The sequence below is a fragment of the Mycobacterium bohemicum DSM 44277 genome (assembly GCF_001053185.1).
Taxonomy (GTDB): Bacteria; Actinomycetota; Actinomycetes; order Mycobacteriales; family Mycobacteriaceae; genus Mycobacterium; species Mycobacterium bohemicum.
In genome coordinates, this window is sequence record NZ_CSTD01000005.1 from 39,870 (window position 1) to 59,382 (window position 19,513).

18 protein-coding genes, 2 tRNA genes and 3 pseudogenes are annotated in these 19,513 nt (G+C 67.9%); 13 read left to right on the forward strand and 10 right to left on the reverse strand.

Going from position 1 to position 19,513, the window contains the following annotated elements; all coding sequences use genetic code 11:
* Window positions 1-45 precede the first annotated feature (45 nt).
* The 5 genes and pseudogenes from BN971_RS20050 to rpmH form a co-directional block, all read right to left on the reverse strand.
* Window positions 46-654: a Jag family protein gene (locus BN971_RS20050; RefSeq protein ID WP_085179800.1), complete on the reverse strand. Its 609-nt coding sequence runs from the start codon at window positions 652-654 to the stop codon at window positions 46-48.
* Between the two features lie 82 nt (window positions 655-736).
* Window positions 737-1,855: a membrane protein insertase YidC gene (gene yidC, locus BN971_RS20055; RefSeq protein ID WP_085179799.1), complete on the reverse strand. Its 1,119-nt coding sequence runs from the start codon at window positions 1,853-1,855 to the stop codon at window positions 737-739.
* Window positions 1,839-2,174, reverse strand: coding sequence for a membrane protein insertion efficiency factor YidD (gene yidD, locus BN971_RS26010; RefSeq protein ID WP_308203833.1), 336 nt, complete (start codon window positions 2,172-2,174; stop codon window positions 1,839-1,841). Before yidD ends, yidC begins: the two co-directional genes overlap by 17 nt.
* A 9-nt stretch (window positions 2,175-2,183) precedes the next feature.
* Window positions 2,184-2,519 (reverse strand): annotated as a pseudogene (gene rnpA, locus BN971_RS20065) (ribonuclease P protein component); the annotation flags it as partial.
* Window positions 2,520-2,540: 21 nt separating this feature from the next.
* Window positions 2,541-2,684: a 50S ribosomal protein L34 gene (gene rpmH / locus BN971_RS20070; RefSeq protein WP_085179798.1), complete on the reverse strand. Its 144-nt coding sequence runs from the start codon at window positions 2,682-2,684 to the stop codon at window positions 2,541-2,543.
* Between the two features lie 593 nt (window positions 2,685-3,277).
* Here rpmH and dnaA point away from each other — a divergent pair.
* From dnaA to BN971_RS20110, 10 genes and pseudogenes are all read left to right on the forward strand, one after another.
* Window positions 3,278-4,816: a chromosomal replication initiator protein DnaA gene (dnaA, locus tag BN971_RS20075; RefSeq protein WP_085179862.1), complete on the forward strand. Its 1,539-nt coding sequence runs from the start codon at window positions 3,278-3,280 to the stop codon at window positions 4,814-4,816.
* 474 nt (window positions 4,817-5,290) lie between these two features.
* Complete coding sequence (gene dnaN, locus BN971_RS20080) at window positions 5,291-6,487, forward strand: DNA polymerase III subunit beta (RefSeq protein ID WP_085179797.1); 1,197 nt, start codon at window positions 5,291-5,293, stop codon at window positions 6,485-6,487.
* Window positions 6,488-7,633 carry a DNA replication/repair protein RecF gene (gene recF / locus BN971_RS20085; protein ID WP_085179796.1) on the forward strand — a complete coding sequence of 382 codons (1,146 nt, stop codon included), beginning with the start codon at window positions 6,488-6,490 and terminating at the stop codon, window positions 7,631-7,633. It begins immediately after the preceding gene.
* Window positions 7,630-7,815 carry a hypothetical protein gene (locus BN971_RS25185; protein ID WP_170322206.1) on the forward strand — a complete coding sequence of 62 codons (186 nt, stop codon included), beginning with the start codon at window positions 7,630-7,632 and terminating at the stop codon, window positions 7,813-7,815. The genes recF and BN971_RS25185 overlap by 4 nt, the downstream gene beginning before the upstream one ends.
* Window positions 7,746-9,713, forward strand: a complete 1,968-nt coding sequence (gene gyrB / locus BN971_RS20090; protein WP_211704231.1) for a DNA topoisomerase (ATP-hydrolyzing) subunit B — start codon at window positions 7,746-7,748, stop codon at window positions 9,711-9,713. Before BN971_RS25185 ends, gyrB begins: the two co-directional genes overlap by 70 nt.
* A 58-nt stretch (window positions 9,714-9,771) precedes the next feature.
* Entirely contained in the window at window positions 9,772-12,291 is a 2,520-nt protein-coding gene (gyrA, locus tag BN971_RS20095; protein ID WP_085179793.1) for a DNA gyrase subunit A, read from the forward strand.
* Window positions 12,292-12,421: 130 nt separating this feature from the next.
* Window positions 12,422-12,496, forward strand: a pseudogene (locus BN971_RS26880) (hypothetical protein); the annotation flags it as partial.
* A gap of 58 nt (window positions 12,497-12,554) precedes the next feature.
* Window positions 12,555-13,202, forward strand: coding sequence for a DUF3566 domain-containing protein (locus BN971_RS20100; protein ID WP_428978069.1), 648 nt, complete (start codon window positions 12,555-12,557; stop codon window positions 13,200-13,202).
* Between the two features lie 71 nt (window positions 13,203-13,273).
* Window positions 13,274-13,347 (forward strand) — tRNA-Ile (locus BN971_RS20105).
* Between the two features lie 139 nt (window positions 13,348-13,486).
* A tRNA-Ala gene (locus tag BN971_RS20110) sits at window positions 13,487-13,559 on the forward strand.
* Window positions 13,560-13,687: 128 nt separating this feature from the next.
* Here the strand turns inward: BN971_RS20110 and cwsA are convergent.
* The gene (cwsA, locus tag BN971_RS20115; RefSeq protein ID WP_085179791.1) at window positions 13,688-14,122 is read right to left on the reverse strand and encodes a cell wall synthesis protein CwsA; all 435 of its coding nucleotides are present in this window, start codon (window positions 14,120-14,122) and stop codon (window positions 13,688-13,690) included.
* A gap of 107 nt (window positions 14,123-14,229) precedes the next feature.
* Between cwsA and BN971_RS20120 the strand changes: the two genes are divergently transcribed.
* On the forward strand, window positions 14,230-14,778 hold the full coding sequence (locus tag BN971_RS20120; RefSeq protein ID WP_085179790.1) for a peptidylprolyl isomerase: 549 nt from the start codon (window positions 14,230-14,232) through the stop codon (window positions 14,776-14,778).
* A gap of 4 nt (window positions 14,779-14,782) precedes the next feature.
* Here the strand turns inward: BN971_RS20120 and BN971_RS20125 are convergent, their stop codons facing one another.
* Both BN971_RS20125 and crgA read right to left on the reverse strand, forming a co-directional pair.
* The gene (locus tag BN971_RS20125; RefSeq protein ID WP_085179789.1) at window positions 14,783-15,208 is read right to left on the reverse strand and encodes a PH domain-containing protein; all 426 of its coding nucleotides are present in this window, start codon (window positions 15,206-15,208) and stop codon (window positions 14,783-14,785) included.
* 155 nt (window positions 15,209-15,363) lie between these two features.
* Window positions 15,364-15,645, reverse strand: coding sequence for a cell division protein CrgA (crgA, locus tag BN971_RS20130; protein ID WP_085179788.1), 282 nt, complete (start codon window positions 15,643-15,645; stop codon window positions 15,364-15,366).
* A 141-nt stretch (window positions 15,646-15,786) separates the two neighbouring features.
* On the opposite strand from crgA, the gene BN971_RS20135 reads away from it, so the two are divergent.
* Both BN971_RS20135 and BN971_RS20140 read left to right on the forward strand, forming a co-directional pair.
* Entirely contained in the window at window positions 15,787-16,539 is a 753-nt protein-coding gene (locus tag BN971_RS20135; protein ID WP_085179787.1) for a DUF881 domain-containing protein, read from the forward strand.
* 39 nt (window positions 16,540-16,578) lie between these two features.
* The gene (locus tag BN971_RS20140) at window positions 16,579-17,265 is read left to right on the forward strand and encodes an aminodeoxychorismate/anthranilate synthase component II (RefSeq protein WP_085179786.1); all 687 of its coding nucleotides are present in this window, start codon (window positions 16,579-16,581) and stop codon (window positions 17,263-17,265) included.
* Here the strand turns inward: BN971_RS20140 and pknB are convergent.
* Window positions 17,243-19,123, reverse strand: a complete 1,881-nt coding sequence (pknB, locus tag BN971_RS20145) for a Stk1 family PASTA domain-containing Ser/Thr kinase (RefSeq protein ID WP_085179785.1) — start codon at window positions 19,121-19,123, stop codon at window positions 17,243-17,245. The genes BN971_RS20140 and pknB overlap by 23 nt on opposite strands.
* Window positions 19,120-19,512: pseudogene (locus tag BN971_RS26015) on the reverse strand (serine/threonine protein kinase); the annotation flags it as partial. The gene pknB and the pseudogene BN971_RS26015, both read right to left, overlap by 4 nt.
* Window position 19,513: the final 1 nt, after the last annotated feature.

Genomic DNA, 19,513 nt, shown 5'->3' on the forward strand with positions numbered 1-19,513 from the left:
TTCGTCCACCGCGACGCGGGTCGGAACTACACGGCTGTAACTCGGTCAGTCATGCAGCACGACGACGCGGCGCGCCGGCTCGGCGCCCTCGCTTTCGCTGTGCACCCCGTCGACCGCGGCCACGGCGTCGTGCACGATCTTGCGTTCGAACGGCGTCATCGGAGCCAACTCTTCGCGTTCTCCGCTGGCCAGCACCCGCCGGGCGACCTTCTCGCCCAGGGCCGCCAACTCGTCGCGGCGCCGGCGCCGCCAACTCGCGATGTCGAGCATCAGGCGGCTACGGACCCCGGTCTTCTGGTGCACCGCCAGCCGGGTCAGCTCCTGCAGCGCGTCCAACACCTCGCCCCCGCGTCCGACCAACTTGTTCAAGTCCTCGCCGCCGTCGATGCTCACGACCGCGCGGTTGCCCTCGACGTCCAGATCGATGTCGCCGTCGAAGTCCAGCAGATCCAACAACTCTTCGAGGTAGTCGCCGGCGATCTCCCCCTCGGCGACCAATCGCTCCTCGAGGTCGTCGGTGTGGTCGGCGTCCGTGTCGCCATCCGCGTCGGCGTCCGTGTCGGCGTCCGGCGCGGCGTCCTCGACCGCCTCAGCCGGCGGGGCGGCATCGACGTCTTCGTCAAGGTTGCGCTCGGTGGTATCGGCGTCGGTCATGTCTTTTCTCTCCCTCGATTCCCGGGCCTGTGCCCAATTTGGGGTCGTCTGTCACGGCGTCCCCGTTGAAGCTGTGGGGCCCTCAGCGTTTGCGCTTTTTGGGCCGTGCGCCCGGACGCGGCGTCCGGTTGGTGGGGCCGTCGACGCGTGCCGGCGGGTTGGCCTTGCCGGGTTGAACCGCGGCGTCGGATTCGTCATCGCCGTTCTCGGCGAGCCCGTCGGATGCCTCGGCTGCCGCGTCGTCGGCGCCCCCGGACAATCCCGTCCCGCCCGCGCCTTTCGACGTGCGCTTGGGTTTGGCTCCCGGCGCCGGCGCGTTGGCCGCCCGTCGGGCGATCACTTCCTGTTTCTTGGCCTCGTCCTCTTTTTCGATCATCGCGAACACGTAGTGCTGCTGGCCGAACGTCCAGATGTTGTTCGAGAACCAGTACAGGATGATCGCCAGCGGAAGGAACGGCCCGCCGACGACCACGCCGAGCGGAAAGACGTACAGCGCGAGCTTGTTCATCATCGCGGTCTGGGGGTTGGCCGCCGCCTCCGGGCTTTGGCGGGCCACCGAGGCGCGGCTGTTGAAGTACGTCGCGATGCCGGCCAGGATCATGATGGGCGCGCCCACCGCGATCACGGCCGGACGGCTGAAGATGGTGAACGCGTCCAACCCGGAGTTCTGGGTCATGGACGCACCGATCGGCGCCCCGAACAGGTTGGCGTCCAGGAAGTGGCCGACGTCGGCCGCGGTGAATACGTAGTTTCCCGTGGCCCGGTTCTGCGCCACCGACAGGTGGGGCTGACCCAGGCCGCCGGTGGTCCGGTTGAACGACCGCAGCACGTGATACAGGCCGATGAACACCGGGATCTGGGCGAGCATCGGCAGGCAGCCAAGGATGGGATTGAAGCCGTGCTCCCGCTGCAGCTTCTGCATCTCCAGAGCCATCCGCTGCCGGTCCTTGCTGTACTTCTTCTGCAGCGCCTTGATCTGCGGCTGGAGTTCCTGCATCTGCCGCGTGGTCCGGATCTGCCGGACGAACGGCTGATACAGCAGCGCCCGCAGAGTGAACACCAGGAACATCACCGACAGTGCCCACGCGAAGAAGTTCGACGGCCCTAGCAGCGCCCCGAAGAGCTTGTACCAGACCCACATGATCCACGACACCGGGTAGTAGACGAAGTCGAGGCTGAAGAAATCAAACAAGAGACTCACTCTCCCCTCGCGCGGCCGGGCGGTCCTCGGTCACGCTCGCGTCTTGGCGGCCCGGGCGGTCCGGAATGGGATCCCACCCGCCGCGGTGCCACGGGCCACACTTGGCGAGCCGGGCCACCGCCAGCCAGCTTCCCCGGATCAAGCCGTATTCGGTCAGTGCATCGACGGCGTAGTGGCTGCACGTCGGGACGAAGCGGCAGGTCGGTGGCCGAAGGGGCGACACCATGTGCCGGTAGAGCTGGATGAGGTAGACCACGCCTCGCACCGCCGCCGCCGAGGCGTTCTGCAGCAGCGTTCGCGGCGCGGTCGGCGCGCTCACCGGCCGGGCCGCGCGGCGCAACCCGCGCCGCACCTGCTGTTCCAAGCGCGCGGACGACGCGTTGCGGCTACTCGGCAACGCCCGGATCACCACCCGGTCCGATTCGTGAAGGTCCCCCAACATGGTGCGGGCGACGTGACGCAGCCGGCGCGCGACCCGATGGCGTTCAACGGCCGACCCGACCGGCTTGGAGATGATCAGACCCACCCGAGGAGCGCCACCTTCGTCCTCGGGCCTGCCCGGCCGGACGTGCACGACCAGGTCGGGCTGAACAGCCTTGATGCCACTCTTCACCGTCGCCTCAAAGTCCGTCGACCGCCTCATCCGGTTGCGTGCGGGAAGCACCGCCAAAACCCGGCGTTGCGATCAGGCAGTCAGCGCGCGACGACCCTTGCGCCGCCGGTTCGCCACGATGGAACGCCCGGCCCGGGTGCGCATCCGCAGGCGGAAACCGTGCACGCGGGCTCGCCGGCGATTGTTCGGCTGGAAGGTCCGCTTGCCCTTGGCCACGACGTTCTCCTCGTTGTGTCTCGCTCAAGTCGTTCCACTCATCCGCTCGCTCGCAGGCCGGTGGGTCTACGGGTCGATCGGGGGGTGGTACTTTGCTCGCTGGCCGGCGCGGTCCCCATCCATGGGTCGCAGCCGTATCGCCGACGTTCGGGCGACTGTTTGAGGGTACTGACGCGGCTCGGCTGGGTCAAACCTGGCCTGCGCCAACGCACCCGCACCATGACGGCCCGGATCCGCTTCGCGTCCCCCGTCGGGGCGGCCCGAAGTCGACCCGGGCCGAAAGACCCTAGACAACTCTGTTGGAATGGAACAGAACTGTTGGCAGCCGCACGGAAAACTGTTAGCTTCTGCCAAGGTCAATTTAGACTTGAACGGCGCTCGACAACGAAGCGAGGATGGCGGATCGACTAGCTGCGTAGACGACCTCGAACGGGTTTTCTTCAGCACGGGGATCTCGTGCCGTCGCCGATAGGTTGCGGCTCGCTTACGATCATCCTTGTCCACACCTGTGCATAACTATGTGGACAGTTGCCTTTGTCGTCTAGCGTCGTTCGTAGTTCCGACCCATGTGCGAGAACCAGGGAGATGCGTCGTTGGCCGATGACCCCGGGTCCGGCTTCAGCACCGTGTGGAACGCGGTCGTCTCCGAGCTCAACGGCGAGGCCACCGCGGACGGAGCCCCGGTAAACCGCATGACACTCATCAATCCGCTGACCCCTCAACAGCGCGCCTGGCTGAATCTGGTTCGACCGCTGACCATCGTCGAGGGCTTCGCGCTGCTGTCCGTGCCGAGCAGCTTCGTGCAGAACGAGATCGAACGCCACCTGCGCGCACCCATCACCGACGCCCTGAGCCGCCGCCTCGGCCAGCAGATACAGCTCGGCGTGCGCATCGCCCCCCCGGACGCGGACGCCGAACCCGCCGTTCCGGCCGACCCTGTCCCCCCGACCGACACGTTCGCCGGGCACGACACCGCCGCCGAGGAGGCCGCCGAGTTCGACGACGGTGACGACGGTGAGGAAACGGCCGGCGCGGGTGAGCAGAGCTGGCCGCATTACTTCACCGAGCGCGCGCGGCACGCCGACTCGGCCGTCACGACCGAGGCCAGCCTCAACCGCCGCTACACCTTCGACACGTTCGTCATCGGCGCCTCCAACCGGTTCGCCCATGCCGCCGCCCTGGCGATCGCCGAAGCACCGGCCCGCGCCTACAACCCCCTTTTCATCTGGGGAGAATCCGGCCTCGGCAAGACCCACCTGCTGCACGCCGCCGGCAACTACGCCCAGCGGCTATTTCCGGGCATGCGGGTCAAGTACGTCTCGACCGAAGAGTTCACCAACGACTTCATCAACTCGCTGCGTGACGACCGCAAGGTCGCGTTCAAGCGCAGCTACCGCGACGTCGACGTGCTGCTGGTCGATGACATCCAGTTCATCGAGGGCAAGGAAGGCATCCAGGAGGAGTTCTTCCACACGTTCAACACGCTGCACAACGCCAACAAGCAGATCGTGATCTCCTCCGACCGGCCCCCTAAACAGCTGGCCACCCTGGAGGATCGGCTGCGGACGCGGTTCGAGTGGGGCCTGATCACCGACGTGCAACCACCCGAGCTCGAGACCCGCATCGCCATCCTGCGCAAGAAGGCGCAGATGGAGCGGCTCGCGGTCCCCGACGACGTGTTGGAACTCATCGCCAGCAGCATCGAGCGCAACATCCGCGAACTCGAGGGAGCCCTCATCCGCGTCACCGCGTTCGCCTCGCTCAACAAGACCCCGATCGACAAGTCACTGGCCGAGATCGTGTTGCGCGACCTGATCGCCGATGCCAGCACCATGCAGATCAGTGCGGCGACCATCATGGCCGCCACCGCGGAGTATTTCGACACCACGGTGGAAGAACTACGGGGGCCCGGCAAGACCCGGGCGCTGGCCCAGTCGCGCCAGATCGCGATGTATTTGTGCCGCGAACTCACCGACTTGTCCCTACCCAAGATCGGCCAGGCGTTCGGTCGCGACCACACCACGGTGATGTACGCGCAGCGAAAGATCTTGTCCGAGATGGCCGAGCGACGTGAGGTCTTCGATCACGTCAAGGAGCTCACCACCCGCATCCGCCAGCGCTCCAAGCGCTGACCGCCGGCCGTTCGCCAACTTTCTTTCAAAAAACTTTACGCACCCCTGTCACACCAGCCACACGGTGACGTTGTGTGAACTCCTGTGCACAACGCCTTGAACGGGAGTGCAACAACAACGGCTGGGTACACAGCGCTCGATCATCCCCAGCGGCTCGACGGGGCCGCACACCCCTGTCCACGCCGTCATGCACACTGCGACGGCTCCCCTAGCTGCATCAAGGTCGGATCATCCCCAGGATGCACAGCCCTTATTACTGTTACTGAGATCTATCCGAAGGTGTTTCTCTTCAAAGAAGGCTCTGGGGACGCACCGCGCACAACCCGCCGTGACCGGGTCGTCGCGCCCGCTTGTCGCCCGGATGGACTAGCTTTCAAGATGGCCTAAGACGATCTACGGTTGTTCTTCGACTGCCGTTGCGGTCACGGCAGGCCGGTCACACAATCGTGAACTCTTGGTAGGTGAAGGGACGCTATGGACGCGGCGACGACGACAGCTGGCCTCACCGATCTGAAGTTCCGTTTGGTGCGGGAGTCCTTCGCCGACGCGGTGTCGTGGGTGGCGCGCAACCTTCCGGCCCGGCCGGCGGTCCCCGTCCTTTCCGGTGTCCTGTTGACGGGCTCGGATGAGGGCCTCACCATCTCCGGATTCGACTACGAGGTATCCGCCGAGGCCCAGGTTGCCGCCGAAATCGCTTCTCCGGGAAGCGTTTTGGTGTCCGGCCGGTTGTTGTCCGACATCACCCGGGCGTTGCCGAACAAACCCGTCGACTTCTATGTCGACGGCAATCGGGTCGCGCTGACGTGCGGGAACGCCAGATTCTCGCTGCCGACGATGGCGGTGGAGGATTACCCGACGTTGCCCACCCTGCCCGAAGAGACCGGCATGTTGCCCGCCGACCTCTTCGCCGAGGCGATCGGCCAGGTCGCCGTGGCGGCCGGCCGGGATGACACGCTGCCGATGCTGACGGGGATCAGGGTTGAGATTTCCGGGGACAAGGTCGTCTTGGCCGCCACCGACAGGTTCCGGCTGGCGGTTCGCGAGCTGACCTGGGCCCCGTCGTCACCGGACGTCGAGGCCGCGGTGCTCGTCCCGGCCAAGACGTTGGCCGAGGCGGCCAAGGCCGGCGCGGACGGATCCGAAGTTCGGCTGTCGCTCGGCGCCGGCACCGGGGTGGGAAAAGAGGGGCTCCTCGGTATCAGCGGCAACGGCAAGCGCAGCACCACCCGGCTCCTGGACGCGGAGTTCCCGAAGTTCCGCCAGCTGCTGCCGGCCGAACACACGGCCGTCGCCACGATCAACGTCGCCGAGCTGACCGAGGCGATCAAGCTGGTGGCCTTGGTGGCCGACCGCGGCGCGCAGGTGCGCATGGAGTTCGGCGACGGCATGCTGCGGCTGTCCGCGGGCGCCGATGACGTCGGTCGCGCCGAAGAAGATCTCGCGGTCGACTTCGTCGGAGAGCCGTTGACGATCGCGTTCAACCCGACGTACCTCACCGACGGCCTCGCGTCGGTGCATTCCGACCGGGTGTCCTTCGGTTTCACCACCCCGGGCAAGCCGGCTCTGTTGCGGCCGGCCGGCGATGACGATCAGCCGAGCGGTGGTGGCCCCTTCTCCGCCTCGCCGACGGACTACGTCTACCTGTTGATGCCCGTCCGGTTGCCCGGCTAGGTGTACGTCCGCCAGCTGGGACTGCGCGATTTCCGGTCCTGGGCACACGCCGACCTCGAACTGGAGCCGGGTCGGACGGTGTTCGTCGGGCCCAACGGCTTCGGGAAGACGAATCTGGTTGAGGCGCTGTGGTATTCGGCCACCCTCGGCTCACACCGGGTGGGCACCGACGCGCCGCTGATCCGCGCGGGCGAGGCCCGCGCGGTGATCTCCACCATCGTCGTGAACGAGGGCAGGGAATGCGCGATCGACCTGGAGATCACCACCGGACGCGCCAACAAGGCGCGGCTCAACCGTTCTCCGGTGCGCAGCACGCGTGAGGTCCTCGGGGTGTTGCGGGCGGTGCTGTTCGCGCCGGAAGACCTGGCCCTGGTCCGCGGGGATCCGGCGGACCGGCGCAGATACCTCGACGACCTGGCGACGTTGCGCCGGCCCACGATCGCGGCGGTCCGCGCCGACTATGACCGGGTCCTGCGGCAGCGCACCGCCCTGCTGAAATCTGTGTCGGGCGCTCGACACCGAAGCGACCCGGGCGCCCTGGACACCCTCGACGTCTGGGACGCCCGGCTCGCCGAGCATGGAGCCCAGCTGATGTCGGCCCGCCTGGAGCTGGTGAACCAGCTGTCGCCCGAGGTGGAAAAGGCCTATCAACTGCTGGCGCCGGGGTCCCGATCGGCCGCCATCACCTACCGGGCCAGCCTGGGCGCCGACATCGCGGGCGCGGACAGCGAAGTCCTCGAAGCCGCGCTGCTGGCCGCGTTGTCCGAACGCCGCGCCGCCGAACTCGAACGCGGAATGTGCCTGGTGGGTCCGCACCGCGACGACTTGGAATTGCGCCTGGGCGACCAACCCGCGAAAGGCTTTGCCAGCCATGGCGAATCGTGGTCTTTCGCCGTGGCGCTGCGCCTGGCGGCCTACGAGCTGCTCCGCGACGAGGGCGGTGAGCCCGTGCTCCTGCTCGACGACGTGTTCGCCGAACTCGACAGCGCGCGGCGGCGCGCGCTGGCCACGGTGGCCGAATCGGCCGAGCAGGTCCTGGTGACGGCGGCGGTCGAGGACGACATCCCGGAGGGATGGGCGGCCAGGCGAATCCACATCGACCTGCGCGACGGTGACTCCGGGCGGATTTCGGTCGTGCGATCGTGAGCGGGGCGGACGACGAGGACCTCGAGGCCTTGCGGCCGCCGAGCGGGCCGAGCGGCATCGATCTGGTGCGACGCACCCTCGAGGAGGCGCGCGCCGCGGCGCGCGCGCAGGGCTGGAGGCGGTCCGCAAACGCCCCGGCATGTACATCGGGTCCACCGGTGAGCGTGGTCTGCACCACCTGATCTGGGAGGTCGTGGACAACTCCGTCGACGAGGCGATGGCCGGCTACGCCACCAAGGTCGACGTGCGGCTCCTCGACGACGGCAGCGTGGAAGTCGCCGACGACGGCCGCGGCATCCCGGTCGCCATGCACTCCACCGGCGCCCCGACCGTCGACGTGGTGATGACCCAGCTGCACGCCGGCGGCAAGTTCGGCGGTGAGAACAGCGGCTACACCGTCAGCGGCGGGCTCCACGGCGTCGGCGTCTCGGTCGTCAACGCGCTGTCCACCCGGCTGGAGGTCAGCATCCAGCGCGACGGATACGAGTGGTTCCAGTACTACGACCGCGCCGTGCCGGGCACCCTCAAGCAGGGCGAGGCCACCAAGAAGACCGGCACCACCATCCGGTTCTGGGCCGACCCCGACATCTTCGAAACCACCCAGTACGACTTCGAGACGGTGGCCCGGCGCCTGCAGGAGATGGCGTTCCTCAACAAGGGCCTGACCATCAACCTCACCGACGAACGCGTCGAGCAGGACGAGGTCGTCGACGAGGTGGTCAGCGACACCGCCGAGGCGCCCAAGTCCGCCGAGGAGAAGGCGGCGGAATCGAAAGCGCCGCACAAGGTCAAGCACCGCACATTCCACTACCCGGGCGGCCTGGTCGATTTCGTCAAGCACATCAACCGCACCAAGAACCCGATCCAGCAGAGCGTCATCGACTTCGACGGGAAAGGCACCGGGCACGAGGTCGAGATCGCCATGCAGTGGAACGGCGGCTACTCCGAGTCCGTCCACACCTTCGCCAACACCATCAACACCCACGAGGGCGGGACGCACGAAGAGGGCTTCCGCAGCGCGCTGACGTCGGTCGTCAACAAGTACGCCAAAGACAAGAAGCTGCTGAAGGAGAAGGACGCCAACCTGACCGGCGACGACATCCGCGAGGGCCTGGCGGCCGTCATCTCGGTGAAGGTCGCCGAACCCCAGTTCGAGGGCCAGACCAAGACGAAGCTGGGCAACACCGAGGTGAAGTCGTTCGTGCAGAAGGTCTGCAACGAACAACTCACCCATTGGTTCGAGGCCAACCCCACCGAGGCGAAAACCGTTGTCAACAAAGCGGTGTCGTCGGCGCAAGCGCGGATCGCGGCGCGCAAGGCGCGCGAGCTGGTGCGCCGCAAGAGCGCCACCGACCTCGGCGGCCTGCCGGGCAAGCTCGCGGACTGCCGCTCCACCGACCCGCGAAAGTCCGAACTGTATGTGGTGGAAGGCGATTCGGCCGGCGGCTCGGCCAAGAGCGGCCGCGACTCGATGTTCCAGGCGATCCTGCCGCTGCGCGGCAAGATCATCAACGTCGAGAAGGCCCGCATCGACCGCGTGCTGAAGAACACCGAGGTGCAGGCCATCATCACCGCACTGGGCACCGGGATCCACGACGAGTTCGACCTGACCAAGCTGCGTTACCACAAGATCGTGCTGATGGCCGACGCCGACGTCGACGGCCAGCACATCTCGACGCTGCTGCTGACGCTGCTGTTCCGGTTCATGCGGCCGCTGATCGAGAACGGCCACGTGTTCCTCGCACAGCCCCCCTTGTACAAGTTGAAGTGGCAGCGCTCCGAGCCCGAGTTCGCCTACTCCGACCGCGAGCGCGACGGCCTGCTGGAGGCCGGCCTGAAGGCCGGCAAGAAGATCAACAAAGAAGACGGCATCCAGCGTTACAAGGGCTTGGGCGAAATGGACGCCAAGGAGCTGTGGGAAACCACCATGGACCCGTCGGTCCGGGTGCTGCGCCAGGTCACCCTCGACGACGCCGCGGCCGCCGACGAGCTGTTCTCCATCCTGATGGGCGAGGACGTCGACGCGCGCCGCAGCTTCATCACCCGCAACGCCAAAGACGTTCGCTTCCTGGATGTTTAGCGACGTTAGTTAGTGACGTTAGCGTCCGCCGCATCAGACCAACGCCGAAGAGGACCAGATGACTGACACCACGCTGCCGCCGGGCGACGAGGCCGGCGACCGCATCGAACCCGTCGACATCCAGCAGGAGATGCAGCGCAGCTACATCGACTACGCGATGAGCGTGATCGTGGGCCGCGCGCTGCCCGAGGTGCGCGACGGCCTCAAGCCCGTGCACCGCCGGGTCCTCTACGCGATGTATGACTCCGGGTTCCGGCCCGACCGCAGCCACGCCAAGTCGGCGCGGTCGGTCGCCGAAACCATGGGCAACTACCACCCGCACGGCGACGCCTCGATCTACGACACCCTGGTGCGCATGGCCCAGCCGTGGTCGCTGCGCTACCCGTTGGTCGACGGGCAGGGCAACTTCGGTTCACCGGGCAACGACCCGCCGGCGGCGATGCGCTACACCGAGGCACGGCTGACTCCGCTGGCCATGGAGATGCTGCGCGAAATCGACGAGGAGACGGTCGATTTCATCCCGAACTACGACGGCCGGGTGCAGGAACCGACGGTGCTGCCCAGCCGGTTCCCCAACCTGCTGGCCAACGGTTCGGGCGGCATCGCGGTGGGCATGGCGACCAACATCCCGCCGCACAACCTTCGTGAGCTCGCCGAGGCGGTGTTCTGGTGCCTGGAAAACCACGAGGCCGATGAGGAGGCCACGCTGGCCGCGGTGATGGAGCGGGTCAAGGGCCCCGACTTCCCCACCCACGGACTGATCGTGGGCAGCCAGGGGATCTCCGACGCCTACAAGACCGGCCGCGGCTCCATCCGGATGCGCGGAGTCGTTGAGGTGGAAGAGGATTCGCGCGGCCGCACCTCGCTGGTGATCACCGAGTTGCCGTATCAGGTCAACCACGACAACTTCATCACCTCCATCGCCGAGCAGGTGCGCGACGGCCGGCTCGCGGGCATCGCCAACATCGAAGACCAGAGCAGCGACCGGGTGGGGCTGCGCATCGTCGTCGAGATCAAGCGCGACGCGGTGGCCAAGGTGGTGCTCAACAACCTCTACAAGCACACCCAACTGCAGACCAGCTTCGGCGCCAACATGTTGTCGATCGTCGACGGCGTGCCGCGAACCCTGCGGCTGGACCAGATGATTCGGCATTACGTCGATCACCAACTCGACGTCATCGTGCGGCGCACCACCTACCGGCTGCGCAAGGCCAACGAGCGCGCGCACATCTTGCGCGGTCTGGTCAAGGCGCTCGACGCGCTGGACGAAGTCATCGCCCTCATCCGGGCGTCGGAGACCGTCGAGATCGCCCGGGCCGGGCTGATCGAGCTGCTCGACATCGACGAGATCCAGGCCCAGGCCATCCTGGACATGCAGCTGCGTCGCCTGGCGGCCCTGGAACGCCAGCGCATCGTCGACGACCTCGCCAAGATCGAGGCCGAAATCGCCGACCTGGAAGACATTTTGGCCAAACCCGAGCGCCAGCGCGGGATCGTGCGCGACGAACTCGGCGAGATCGTCGAGAAGCACGGCGACGACCGTCGCACCCGCATCGTGGCGGCCGACGGCGACGTCAACGACGAAGACCTGATCGCCCGCGAGGACGTCGTGGTCACCATCACCGAAACCGGCTACGCCAAACGCACCAAGACCGACCTCTACCGAAGCCAGAAACGCGGCGGCAAGGGCGTGCAGGGCGCCGGGCTCAAGCAGGACGACATCGTCGCGCACTTCTTCGTGTCGTCCACCCACGATTGGATCCTGTTCTTCACCACGCAGGGCCGGGTCTACCGGGCCAAGGCCTACGAGCTGCCGGAGGCCTCCCGCACGGCCCGCGGCCAGCACGTCGCGAATCTCCTTGCCTTCCAGCCGGAGGAGCGCATCGCCCAGGTGATCCAGATCCGCGGTTACGAGGATGCGCCGTACCTGGTGCTGGCCACCAAGAACGGCCTGGTGAAAAAGTCCAAGCTGACCGACTTCGACTCCAACCGTTCCGGCGGCATCGTGGCGATCAACCTGCGCGACAACGACGAACTCGTCGGCGCGGTGCTGTGCTCGTCCGAGGACGACCTGCTGCTGGTGTCCGCCAACGGGCAGTCGATCCGGTTCTCGGCCACCGACGAGGCGCTGCGGCCGATGGGCCGGGCCACCTCGGGCGTCCAGGGGATGCGGTTCAACGCCGACGACCGGCTGCTGTCGCTGAATGTGGTCCGCGAAGGCACCTACCTGCTGGTCGCGACGTCCGGTGGTTACGCCAAGCGCACCGCGATCGAGGAGTACCCGGTGCAGGGCCGCGGCGGCAAGGGCGTCCTGACGGTCATGTACGACCGCCGGCGCGGCCGGCTGGTCGGCGCCCTGATCGTCGACGAGGACAGCGAGCTCTACGCGATCACCTCCGGCGGCGGCGTCATCCGCACCGCCGCGCGCCAGGTCCGCAAGGCCGGCCGGCAGACCAAGGGCGTCCGGTTGATGAACCTGGGCGAGGGCGACACCCTGTTGGCCATCGCCCGCAACGCCGAGGAAATCGCTGACGAAGCGATCGCGGACGGTGACGGCGGCGCGGAGCCGGAGAGCTAAGCGGTCACGATCGGGGTAAGCGGCGGCCCGGGCCGCCGCCGCGGCAACTAGACTCAGCCCGACCAGACATAATGCGCATGATGCGACGGCCGCCGCTTGGACGGACCGGCAGCAGAGGTAAGGAGTCGGGGTGAGCTCACCGAACGAGCCGGGCGCCCCCAACCAGGGCGACAGCCCCAATGGGGAGGGGTCGGCCGACCGCGCCGGTGCGCACCACCGCACGACGCCCGCACAGGCCGGCCGGATTCAGGACGGAGGGAATCGTGTCCGCGGCCCGGCCGGCACCCCCCTCGGGTGCCGATGCCCGGCTGAACCGCTTCATCTCCGGCTCCGCGGCGCCGAGTTCCGGCGGGCCCGCGCGTTCGGACGGCCCGCCCGGGGAGGCCTACGCGAGCGAGCTGCCCGACCTGTCGGGCCCCATTCCGCGCGCTGCGCAACGCCCCACCCCGCCCGAGCGCAGCCCGGAGCCGACCGCCGCGACGGGGCCGGCGCGCTCGGCGACCACCGAGGCCCGGGAGAGCCGCGTCCAGGTGGCCCGGCGGGGCCGCGGGCCGGTGCGGGCCAGCATGCAGATCCGCCGCATCGATCCGTGGAGCACGCTGAAGGTGTCGCTGCTGCTGTCGGTGGCCCTGTTCTTCGTGTGGATGATCGCCGTGGCGTTCCTGTATCTGGTGCTGGGCGGCATGGGCGTGTGGGCGAAGTTGAACAGCAACGTCGGGGACCTGCTGAACAACACCAGCGGCAGCAACAGCGAGCTGATCTCGACCGGCACGATATTCGGCGGCGCCGTCCTGATCGGCCTGGTCAACATCGTGCTGCTGACGGCCATGGCCACCATTGCGGCGTTCGTCTACAACCTGACCACCGACCTCATCGGCGGCATCGAGGTCACGCTCGCCGACCGCGACTAGCGGTGATGGCGGTGATTTTGGGGGTGGGGCGCCGATTGCGGTAATCTCGGCGCTCGTCCGTATGCGCATTCGGGCCTATAGCTCAGGCGGTTAGAGCGCTTCGCTGATAACGAAGAGGTCGGAGGTTCGAGTCCTCCTAGGCCCACAACCATGTGCCCGTCCAGACGTTGCGTGAGACTCGCGGTGCCACTGGCGGTGCTCGCCGTCGCGGCGGCGGTGGTGCGGTCACGACGCGGGGTCGAGGTCTGGCACGTGGCGGCCGATCAGCCGGCCGGTCACCACGAGGGGCCTTAGCTCAGTTGGTAGAGCACCGCCTTTGCAAGGCGGGTGTCAGGGGTTCGATTCCCCTAGGCTCCACAAATAGACGCCGGCGAAGCGTCGCCCGCCGATCGGTGAGGGGAGGCATACGAGGGCGTGCGCCGCTTCTTCGTGCGAGCGCCCGACGGCAACGTGCTCAACGTCGTCTGGCACGCGGACTGAGGCAGCTACGGACGCGGTTGCACCTCGACGCTGGGCGGCCGCGGCGATTGTTCCTCGCGGTCCGGACGCATCGAGCGCCGGACGATGCTGAACGCGACGGCGCCGCCACCCAGCACCACCACGGCCGCCCCGGCGATCACCCACGGCCTCGGACGACGCCGCCGCGACCGGCGCGCGTCCTGAAACGCCTGCGGCAGACCCGCGACCACCTCCTGCGCGGCGGCCAGCTCCTGGGCGAGCGTCTCCTGGGCGGTGGAGATCTCGCGGGCCAACCGGCCCTCCTGATAGCGCCGGCGGAGCTGTGCGGCGGCCGACTGAGCGGACTTGGCGCCGAGCCCCACCACCCCTCGCGTGACGTCCACCGGACCCACCGTCGAGTACGTCAGCCCGCGAGCCAGCCGCTGCCGCGGCGTCAGCCTCGAACCCGTCTGCGTGCCCATCTGCCGCCTTTCTGCCGCTCGCCCGAACGCCTCATCATTGCACTCACAGCGGTTTCCGCCGCCGTCCCGGCCGGCAGCGGCACCCGGTGCGGGCGGATCGGCGGGCAATGGCAGACTTGGCTGCCGTGACCAATAGCGCCTATCAGACCGCCACCGCCACCCTGCACACCAACCGCGGCGACATCAAGGTCGCCCTGTTCGGGAACCACGCGCCCAAGACCGTCGCCAACTTCGTTGGCCTGGCGCAGGGTACGAAGGAATACTCGACCCAGAACGCCTCCGGCGGCTCGTCCGGCCCGTTCTACGACGGCGCGGTTTTCCACCGGGTGATCCAGGGATTCATGATCCAGGGCGGCGACCCGACCGGCACCGGTCGCGGCGGCCCGGGCTACAAGTTCGCCGACGAGTTCCACCCCGAGTTGCAGTTCGACAAGCCTTATCTGCTGGCGATGGCCAACGCGGGACCCGGCACCAACGGGTCGCAGTTCTTCATCACGGTGGGCAAGACCCCGCACCTGAACCGGCGCCACACGATCTTCGGCGAGGTGACCGACCCCGAGTCGCAGAAGGTGGTGGACGCGATCGCCACCACCGCCACCGACGGCAACGACCGCCCCACCGAGCCGGTGGTCATCGAGTCGATCACGATCTCTTGAGCCGCTAGCGCCGCTTGCGGCCCGCGTAGCCGGCGGCGGTGAGCGCGTCGAGCACCTGCAGCGGGTCCGTCCCGAGGTCCCACCGGGAGAAGAGCACCAAGCCCCCGGAAACCGTCTCCACCTCGAGTAGCCGGACCGTGCGCGCGTAGCGGCGGAACTCGGTGATCCGGATGACCTTGATGTCGGATTCACGCAATACCTGCGTCCGGAACCAGCCCCGGATGGCCAGGCCGTCGGGGGTAATTGCCAGTTTCGGGCGGGCACGCCACGTGGCGCCCGCAAACAACACCAGGCCCGCCGCGGCAATCCCGGCCAGCGCCCGGCCCGGCGCGTCTGTGAGGACGGTCACACTGGCGATAGCCATTGCCACGCCGACAACCGCACAACCTGCGATTCCGGCCGTGCGCGGCTCCCACTGGGTTTGCTGCATGGGTTACCTACCCCCTCCGACCACCGTCGATGGGGTTATCCACAAGCGCTATCAACAGTGGGGATAAATAACACGCGTGTGATTGGGTGCCACCAACTTTGCTGGCCCAGTAAAACGCCGACACCGAAATGAATTCAATACCCGTGGGGCCGCGCTCAGTGCCAGCGCATCGTGAGCAACAGGCCGGTGATCATGAAGGCGAACGCGATGGCGTAGTTCCACGGGCCGAGTTGGGCCATCCAATTCAGGGCCGCCGGAGCCTGACTTCCGACGGCCGCGAGCTGAAACACCATCAGCCAGACGAGGCCGATCAGCATCAGGCCGACGAAGAGCGCCACGAACCACACGCTGGACGGTCCGACCTTGACCTTCACCGGCGTGCGGCTGACCGCGCCGACGGTGAAGTCGTTCTTCTTGCGAACCTTGGATTTGGGCATTTGGTACCTCGGGATTCCCTGAACAACACGCTTGGCGGGACGGGGGTGCAACGATAACGACAGGCGGCTACACGCACCAGACGGGATAGCCCGGCTATGAGCCTAACCCACCTGGCGTGGTGACCAGGAAATGGAGAGCCGATGAGCGACCGACGCGACACGCGCCGTTCGGCGTGGCGGCTCGGGGTGCCCGTGGTGTGCCTGCTGGCGGGGTTGCTGCTCGCCGCCACGCACGGGGTGTCCGGCGGCGCCGAGATCCGCCGCAGCGACGCCCCCCGGCTGGTGGACCTCGTCCGGGAAGCGCAGGCGTCGGTCAATCGGCTGAACGCGCGGCGCGACGAACTGGCGGGCAAGATCGATGCGACGCACGGCCGCTCGCCCGACGCCGCCCTGGCCGCGATGCTGCGGCGGTCGGCCGAACTGGCCGACGAGGCGGAGATGAACCCGGTCCACGGCCCGGCCCTGGTGGTGACCCTCGAGGACGCCCGGCGTGACGCCAACGGCCGCTTCCCGCGCGACGCCTCCCCCGATGACCTGGTGGTGCACCAGCAAGACATCGAAGCCGTGCTCAACGCCATGTGGAGCGCCGGCGCCGAGGCCATCCAGATGCAGGACCAGCGGATCATCGCGACCTCGGTGCCGCGGTGCGTCGGAAACACGCTGCTCCTCAACGGACGGACCTACAGCCCGCCCTACACGATCACCGCGATCGGCGACGCCGGCGCAATGCAGGCCGCCCTGGCCGCCGCTCCCCTGGTGAACCTCTACAAGCAGTACGTGATCCGTTTCGGCCTCGGGTATCGCGAAGAGGTGAAGTCCGACGTGCAGATCGTCGGCCATTCCGAACCCGTTCGGCTGCAGTACGCGCAGCCCGCCGGCCCCGTGGGGTACTGAGCCCGATCACCGCAGCGGCGCGGACGGTACCCTGGCACGATGCGGATCCTGGTCGTCGACAACTACGACAGCTTCGTGTTCAACCTGGTGCAGTACCTCGGCCAGCTCGGCGTCGAGGCCGACGTCTGGCGCAATGACGACCCGCGGCTCGGCGAGGCGGCCGGGATCGCCGCGCAATTCGACGGGGTGCTGCTCAGCCCGGGGCCGGGCACGCCGGAGCGCGCGGGCGCGTCGATCAGCCTGGTCCACGCGTGCGCGGCGGAGCGCACCCCGCTGCTCGGTGTCTGCCTGGGCCACCAGGCCATCGGCGTCGCGTTCGGCGCGACGGTCGACCGTGCGCCGGAGTTGTTGCACGGCAAGACAAGTAGCGTGTTCCATACCAATGTCGGTGTGCTGCAAGGGCTTCCGGATCCCTTCACCGCAACCCGCTACCACTCGCTGACCATCCTGCCGGAGTCGCTGCCGCCCACGCTGGAGATCACGGCCCGCACCCGCAGCGGGGTGATCATGGCCGTGCGGCACGTCGAGCTGCCGATTCACGGCGTCCAGTTCCATCCCGAGTCGATCCTGACCGAAGGCGGCCACCGGATGCTGGCGAACTGGCTCGCCGACGCGGGATGGGCGCGCGACGACACGCTGATCCGCCGGCTGGAGAACGAGGTTCGCGCCGCGGTGCGGCCGTATTTCCCGGCCGAGCAGGCGACTACTGACCGAACTTCAGCGTGATGATGCCGTCACGGTTGCAGCCGGTGCCGGCCGGCGGGTTCTGAAACACGATCCGATTGTGCTGGGACCCACCGGCGTCGACGTCGGGACCCTTGTCCAGCACGCCCGTCCATCCCAGGGCGCGCAACCGCGGTTCGGCGTCCGTCCAGAACATCCCCGTGACGTCGGGCATCAGGAACTGGTTGCCCTTCGACACCTGGATCTCGATGATTGAGTCGACCGGAACCGTCTGTCCCTTGGGCGGATTGGTGCCGATCACCTCGCCGGCGGGCCTGGTGCTGTCCACGTCCGTCTGACTGAACTTGCTGAACCCGTAGACGTTGAGGTTCTTCTGCGCGACGTCGACGGTCTGGCCCGCGACGTCGGGCACCTGCTTGGTCTCGGGCCCGGAGCCGACGACGACGGTGATCACGTTGGTGATGGCGGACGTCTGGTTGGCCGGTGGATTGGTGCCGATCACCTTGCCCAGCAGCTCCGGAGTGGACGGCGAGGTGCTCTGCTTGAACTTGCTGAAGCCCGCGGCCTTGAGCTTGGTGACCGCGTCGCTGTAGCTCAGTGAGGACACGTCGGGCACCTCGCGCTGCTCGGGCCCGGTGGAGACGTTGATGGTGATCTCGTCGCCCGCCCCCACCGACGAATTGGCCGCCGGGTCGGTGCCGATCACGTGGTCGGGCGGAATCGTGGAGTCGGGCTTCTGCAGCGTCCGTGTCTTGAAGCCGCGGTTCTGCAGCGCGGCGATGGCGTCGGCGGACACCTGGCCCCGCATGTCGGGCACCTGCACGTCGCGGGTGCTGCCGCCGAAGGTGTTGAAGGCGATGACCACCACCACCGTCAGCACCGCAAGCACGGCGACCACCCCGATCCAGCGGCTCACCGAACGAGCGGTCTCGTCGCCGTCGGAGGTGTCCAGGACCTGGCGCGGCAACGGGTCGGTGCGCACTCCCCCGCGACCGCCGGAGCCGGAGGCCAGCAGCGAGGACCGCTCGGCGTCGGTGAGCACCTTGGGCGCCTCGGGGGGCTCCCCGTTGTGCACCCGAACCAGGTCGGCGCGCATCTCGGCCGCGGTCTGGTAGCGGTTCTCCGGGTTCTTGGCCAAGGCCTTGAGCACCACGGCGTCGAGATCGGCGGAGATGCCCTCGTGCCGCTGCGACGGGGGCACCGGGTCTTCGCGCACGTGCTGGTAGGCGACCGCGACGGGCGAATCCCCCGTGAAAGGTGGCTCCCCGGTGAGGATTTCGTAGAGCACGCATCCCAACGAATACACATCGGAGCGGGCGTCCACGGTGTCGCCGCGGGCCTGCTCGGGCGACAGGTACTGGGCGGTGCCGATCACGGCCGCGGTCTGGGTGACGCTGTTGCCGCTGTCGGCGATCGCGCGGGCGATGCCGAAGTCCATCACCTTGACCGCGTTGGTGGAGCTGATCATGATGTTGGCCGGCTTGACGTCGCGGTGGATGATGCCGTTCTGGTGGCTGAAGTTGAGCGCCTGGCAGGCGTCGGCGATGATCTCGATCGCGCGCCGGGGGGGCATCGGGCCGTCGGTGTGCACGATGTCGCGCAAGGTGACGCCGTCGACGTACTCCATCACGATGTAGGGCAGCTTGCCGGCGGGCGTCTCGGCCTCGCCGGTGTCGTACACCGCGACGATGGACGGGTGGTTCAGGGCCGCCGCGTTTTGTGCCTCGCGCCGGAACCGCAGGTAAAAGCTGGGGTCGCGGGCCAGGTCGGCGCGCAGCACCTTGACCGCGACATCGCGGTGCAACCGGACGTCGCGCGCGAGGTGAACCTCGGACATGCCCCCGAAACCGAGGATTTCGCCGAGTTCATAGCGGTCGGACAGGTGCTGGGGCGTCGTCATCGGGGTATCTCGTGCCTGGCCGGTAGCGTGCTGGGCTCCCCCGGGATCGCCCAGCCGGACGCGGCGGGTTCGCCGTGCAATCGAGGTTTACCCGCCGGGTGCCGATTCGTCCACTCGAGGCGCAGGCCCCGGCCGGTCCCGAAGCCGGTGGGCGTGTTCGTCGTCGGCCCCCCCGCGGGAGGCGGCGTGGTCTGGGTGACCGTGGGTGCCTGCTGCTCGGTGTCCGTGCGCGAGTTGATGACGATGAGCACCGCGATGATGATCGCCAACGCACCCAGGACGCCGGCCGCCCACAGCAGGGCGCGCTGGCCCGACGAGAACGTCCGCCGGGCCGGGGGACGGGAGCGCCCGGTGGACGGGCCGGTTCGGCGGGCCGCCACCGTCCGGCTG

Coding starts and splice junctions, on each gene's coding strand:
- BN971_RS20125 (WP_085179789.1), bottom strand. CDS start 15,208: ATGCAGCAAACCCAGTGGGAGCCGCGCACGGCCGGAATCGCAGGTTGT.
- BN971_RS20135 (WP_085179787.1), top strand. CDS start 15,787: ATGAGCGACCGACGCGACACGCGCCGTTCGGCGTGGCGGCTCGGGGTG.
- BN971_RS20120 (WP_085179790.1), top strand. CDS start 14,230: ATGGCAGACTTGGCTGCCGTGACCAATAGCGCCTATCAGACCGCCACC.
- dnaN (WP_085179797.1), top strand. CDS start 5,291: ATGGACGCGGCGACGACGACAGCTGGCCTCACCGATCTGAAGTTCCGT.
- BN971_RS20050 (WP_085179800.1), bottom strand. CDS start 654: ATGACCGACGCCGATACCACCGAGCGCAACCTTGACGAAGACGTCGAT.
- crgA (WP_085179788.1), bottom strand. CDS start 15,645: ATGCCCAAATCCAAGGTTCGCAAGAAGAACGACTTCACCGTCGGCGCG.
- pknB (WP_085179785.1), bottom strand. CDS start 19,123: ATGACGACGCCCCAGCACCTGTCCGACCGCTATGAACTCGGCGAAATC.
- gyrA (WP_085179793.1), top strand. CDS start 9,772: ATGACTGACACCACGCTGCCGCCGGGCGACGAGGCCGGCGACCGCATC.
- cwsA (WP_085179791.1), bottom strand. CDS start 14,122: ATGGGCACGCAGACGGGTTCGAGGCTGACGCCGCGGCAGCGGCTGGCT.
- BN971_RS20140 (WP_085179786.1), top strand. CDS start 16,579: ATGCGGATCCTGGTCGTCGACAACTACGACAGCTTCGTGTTCAACCTG.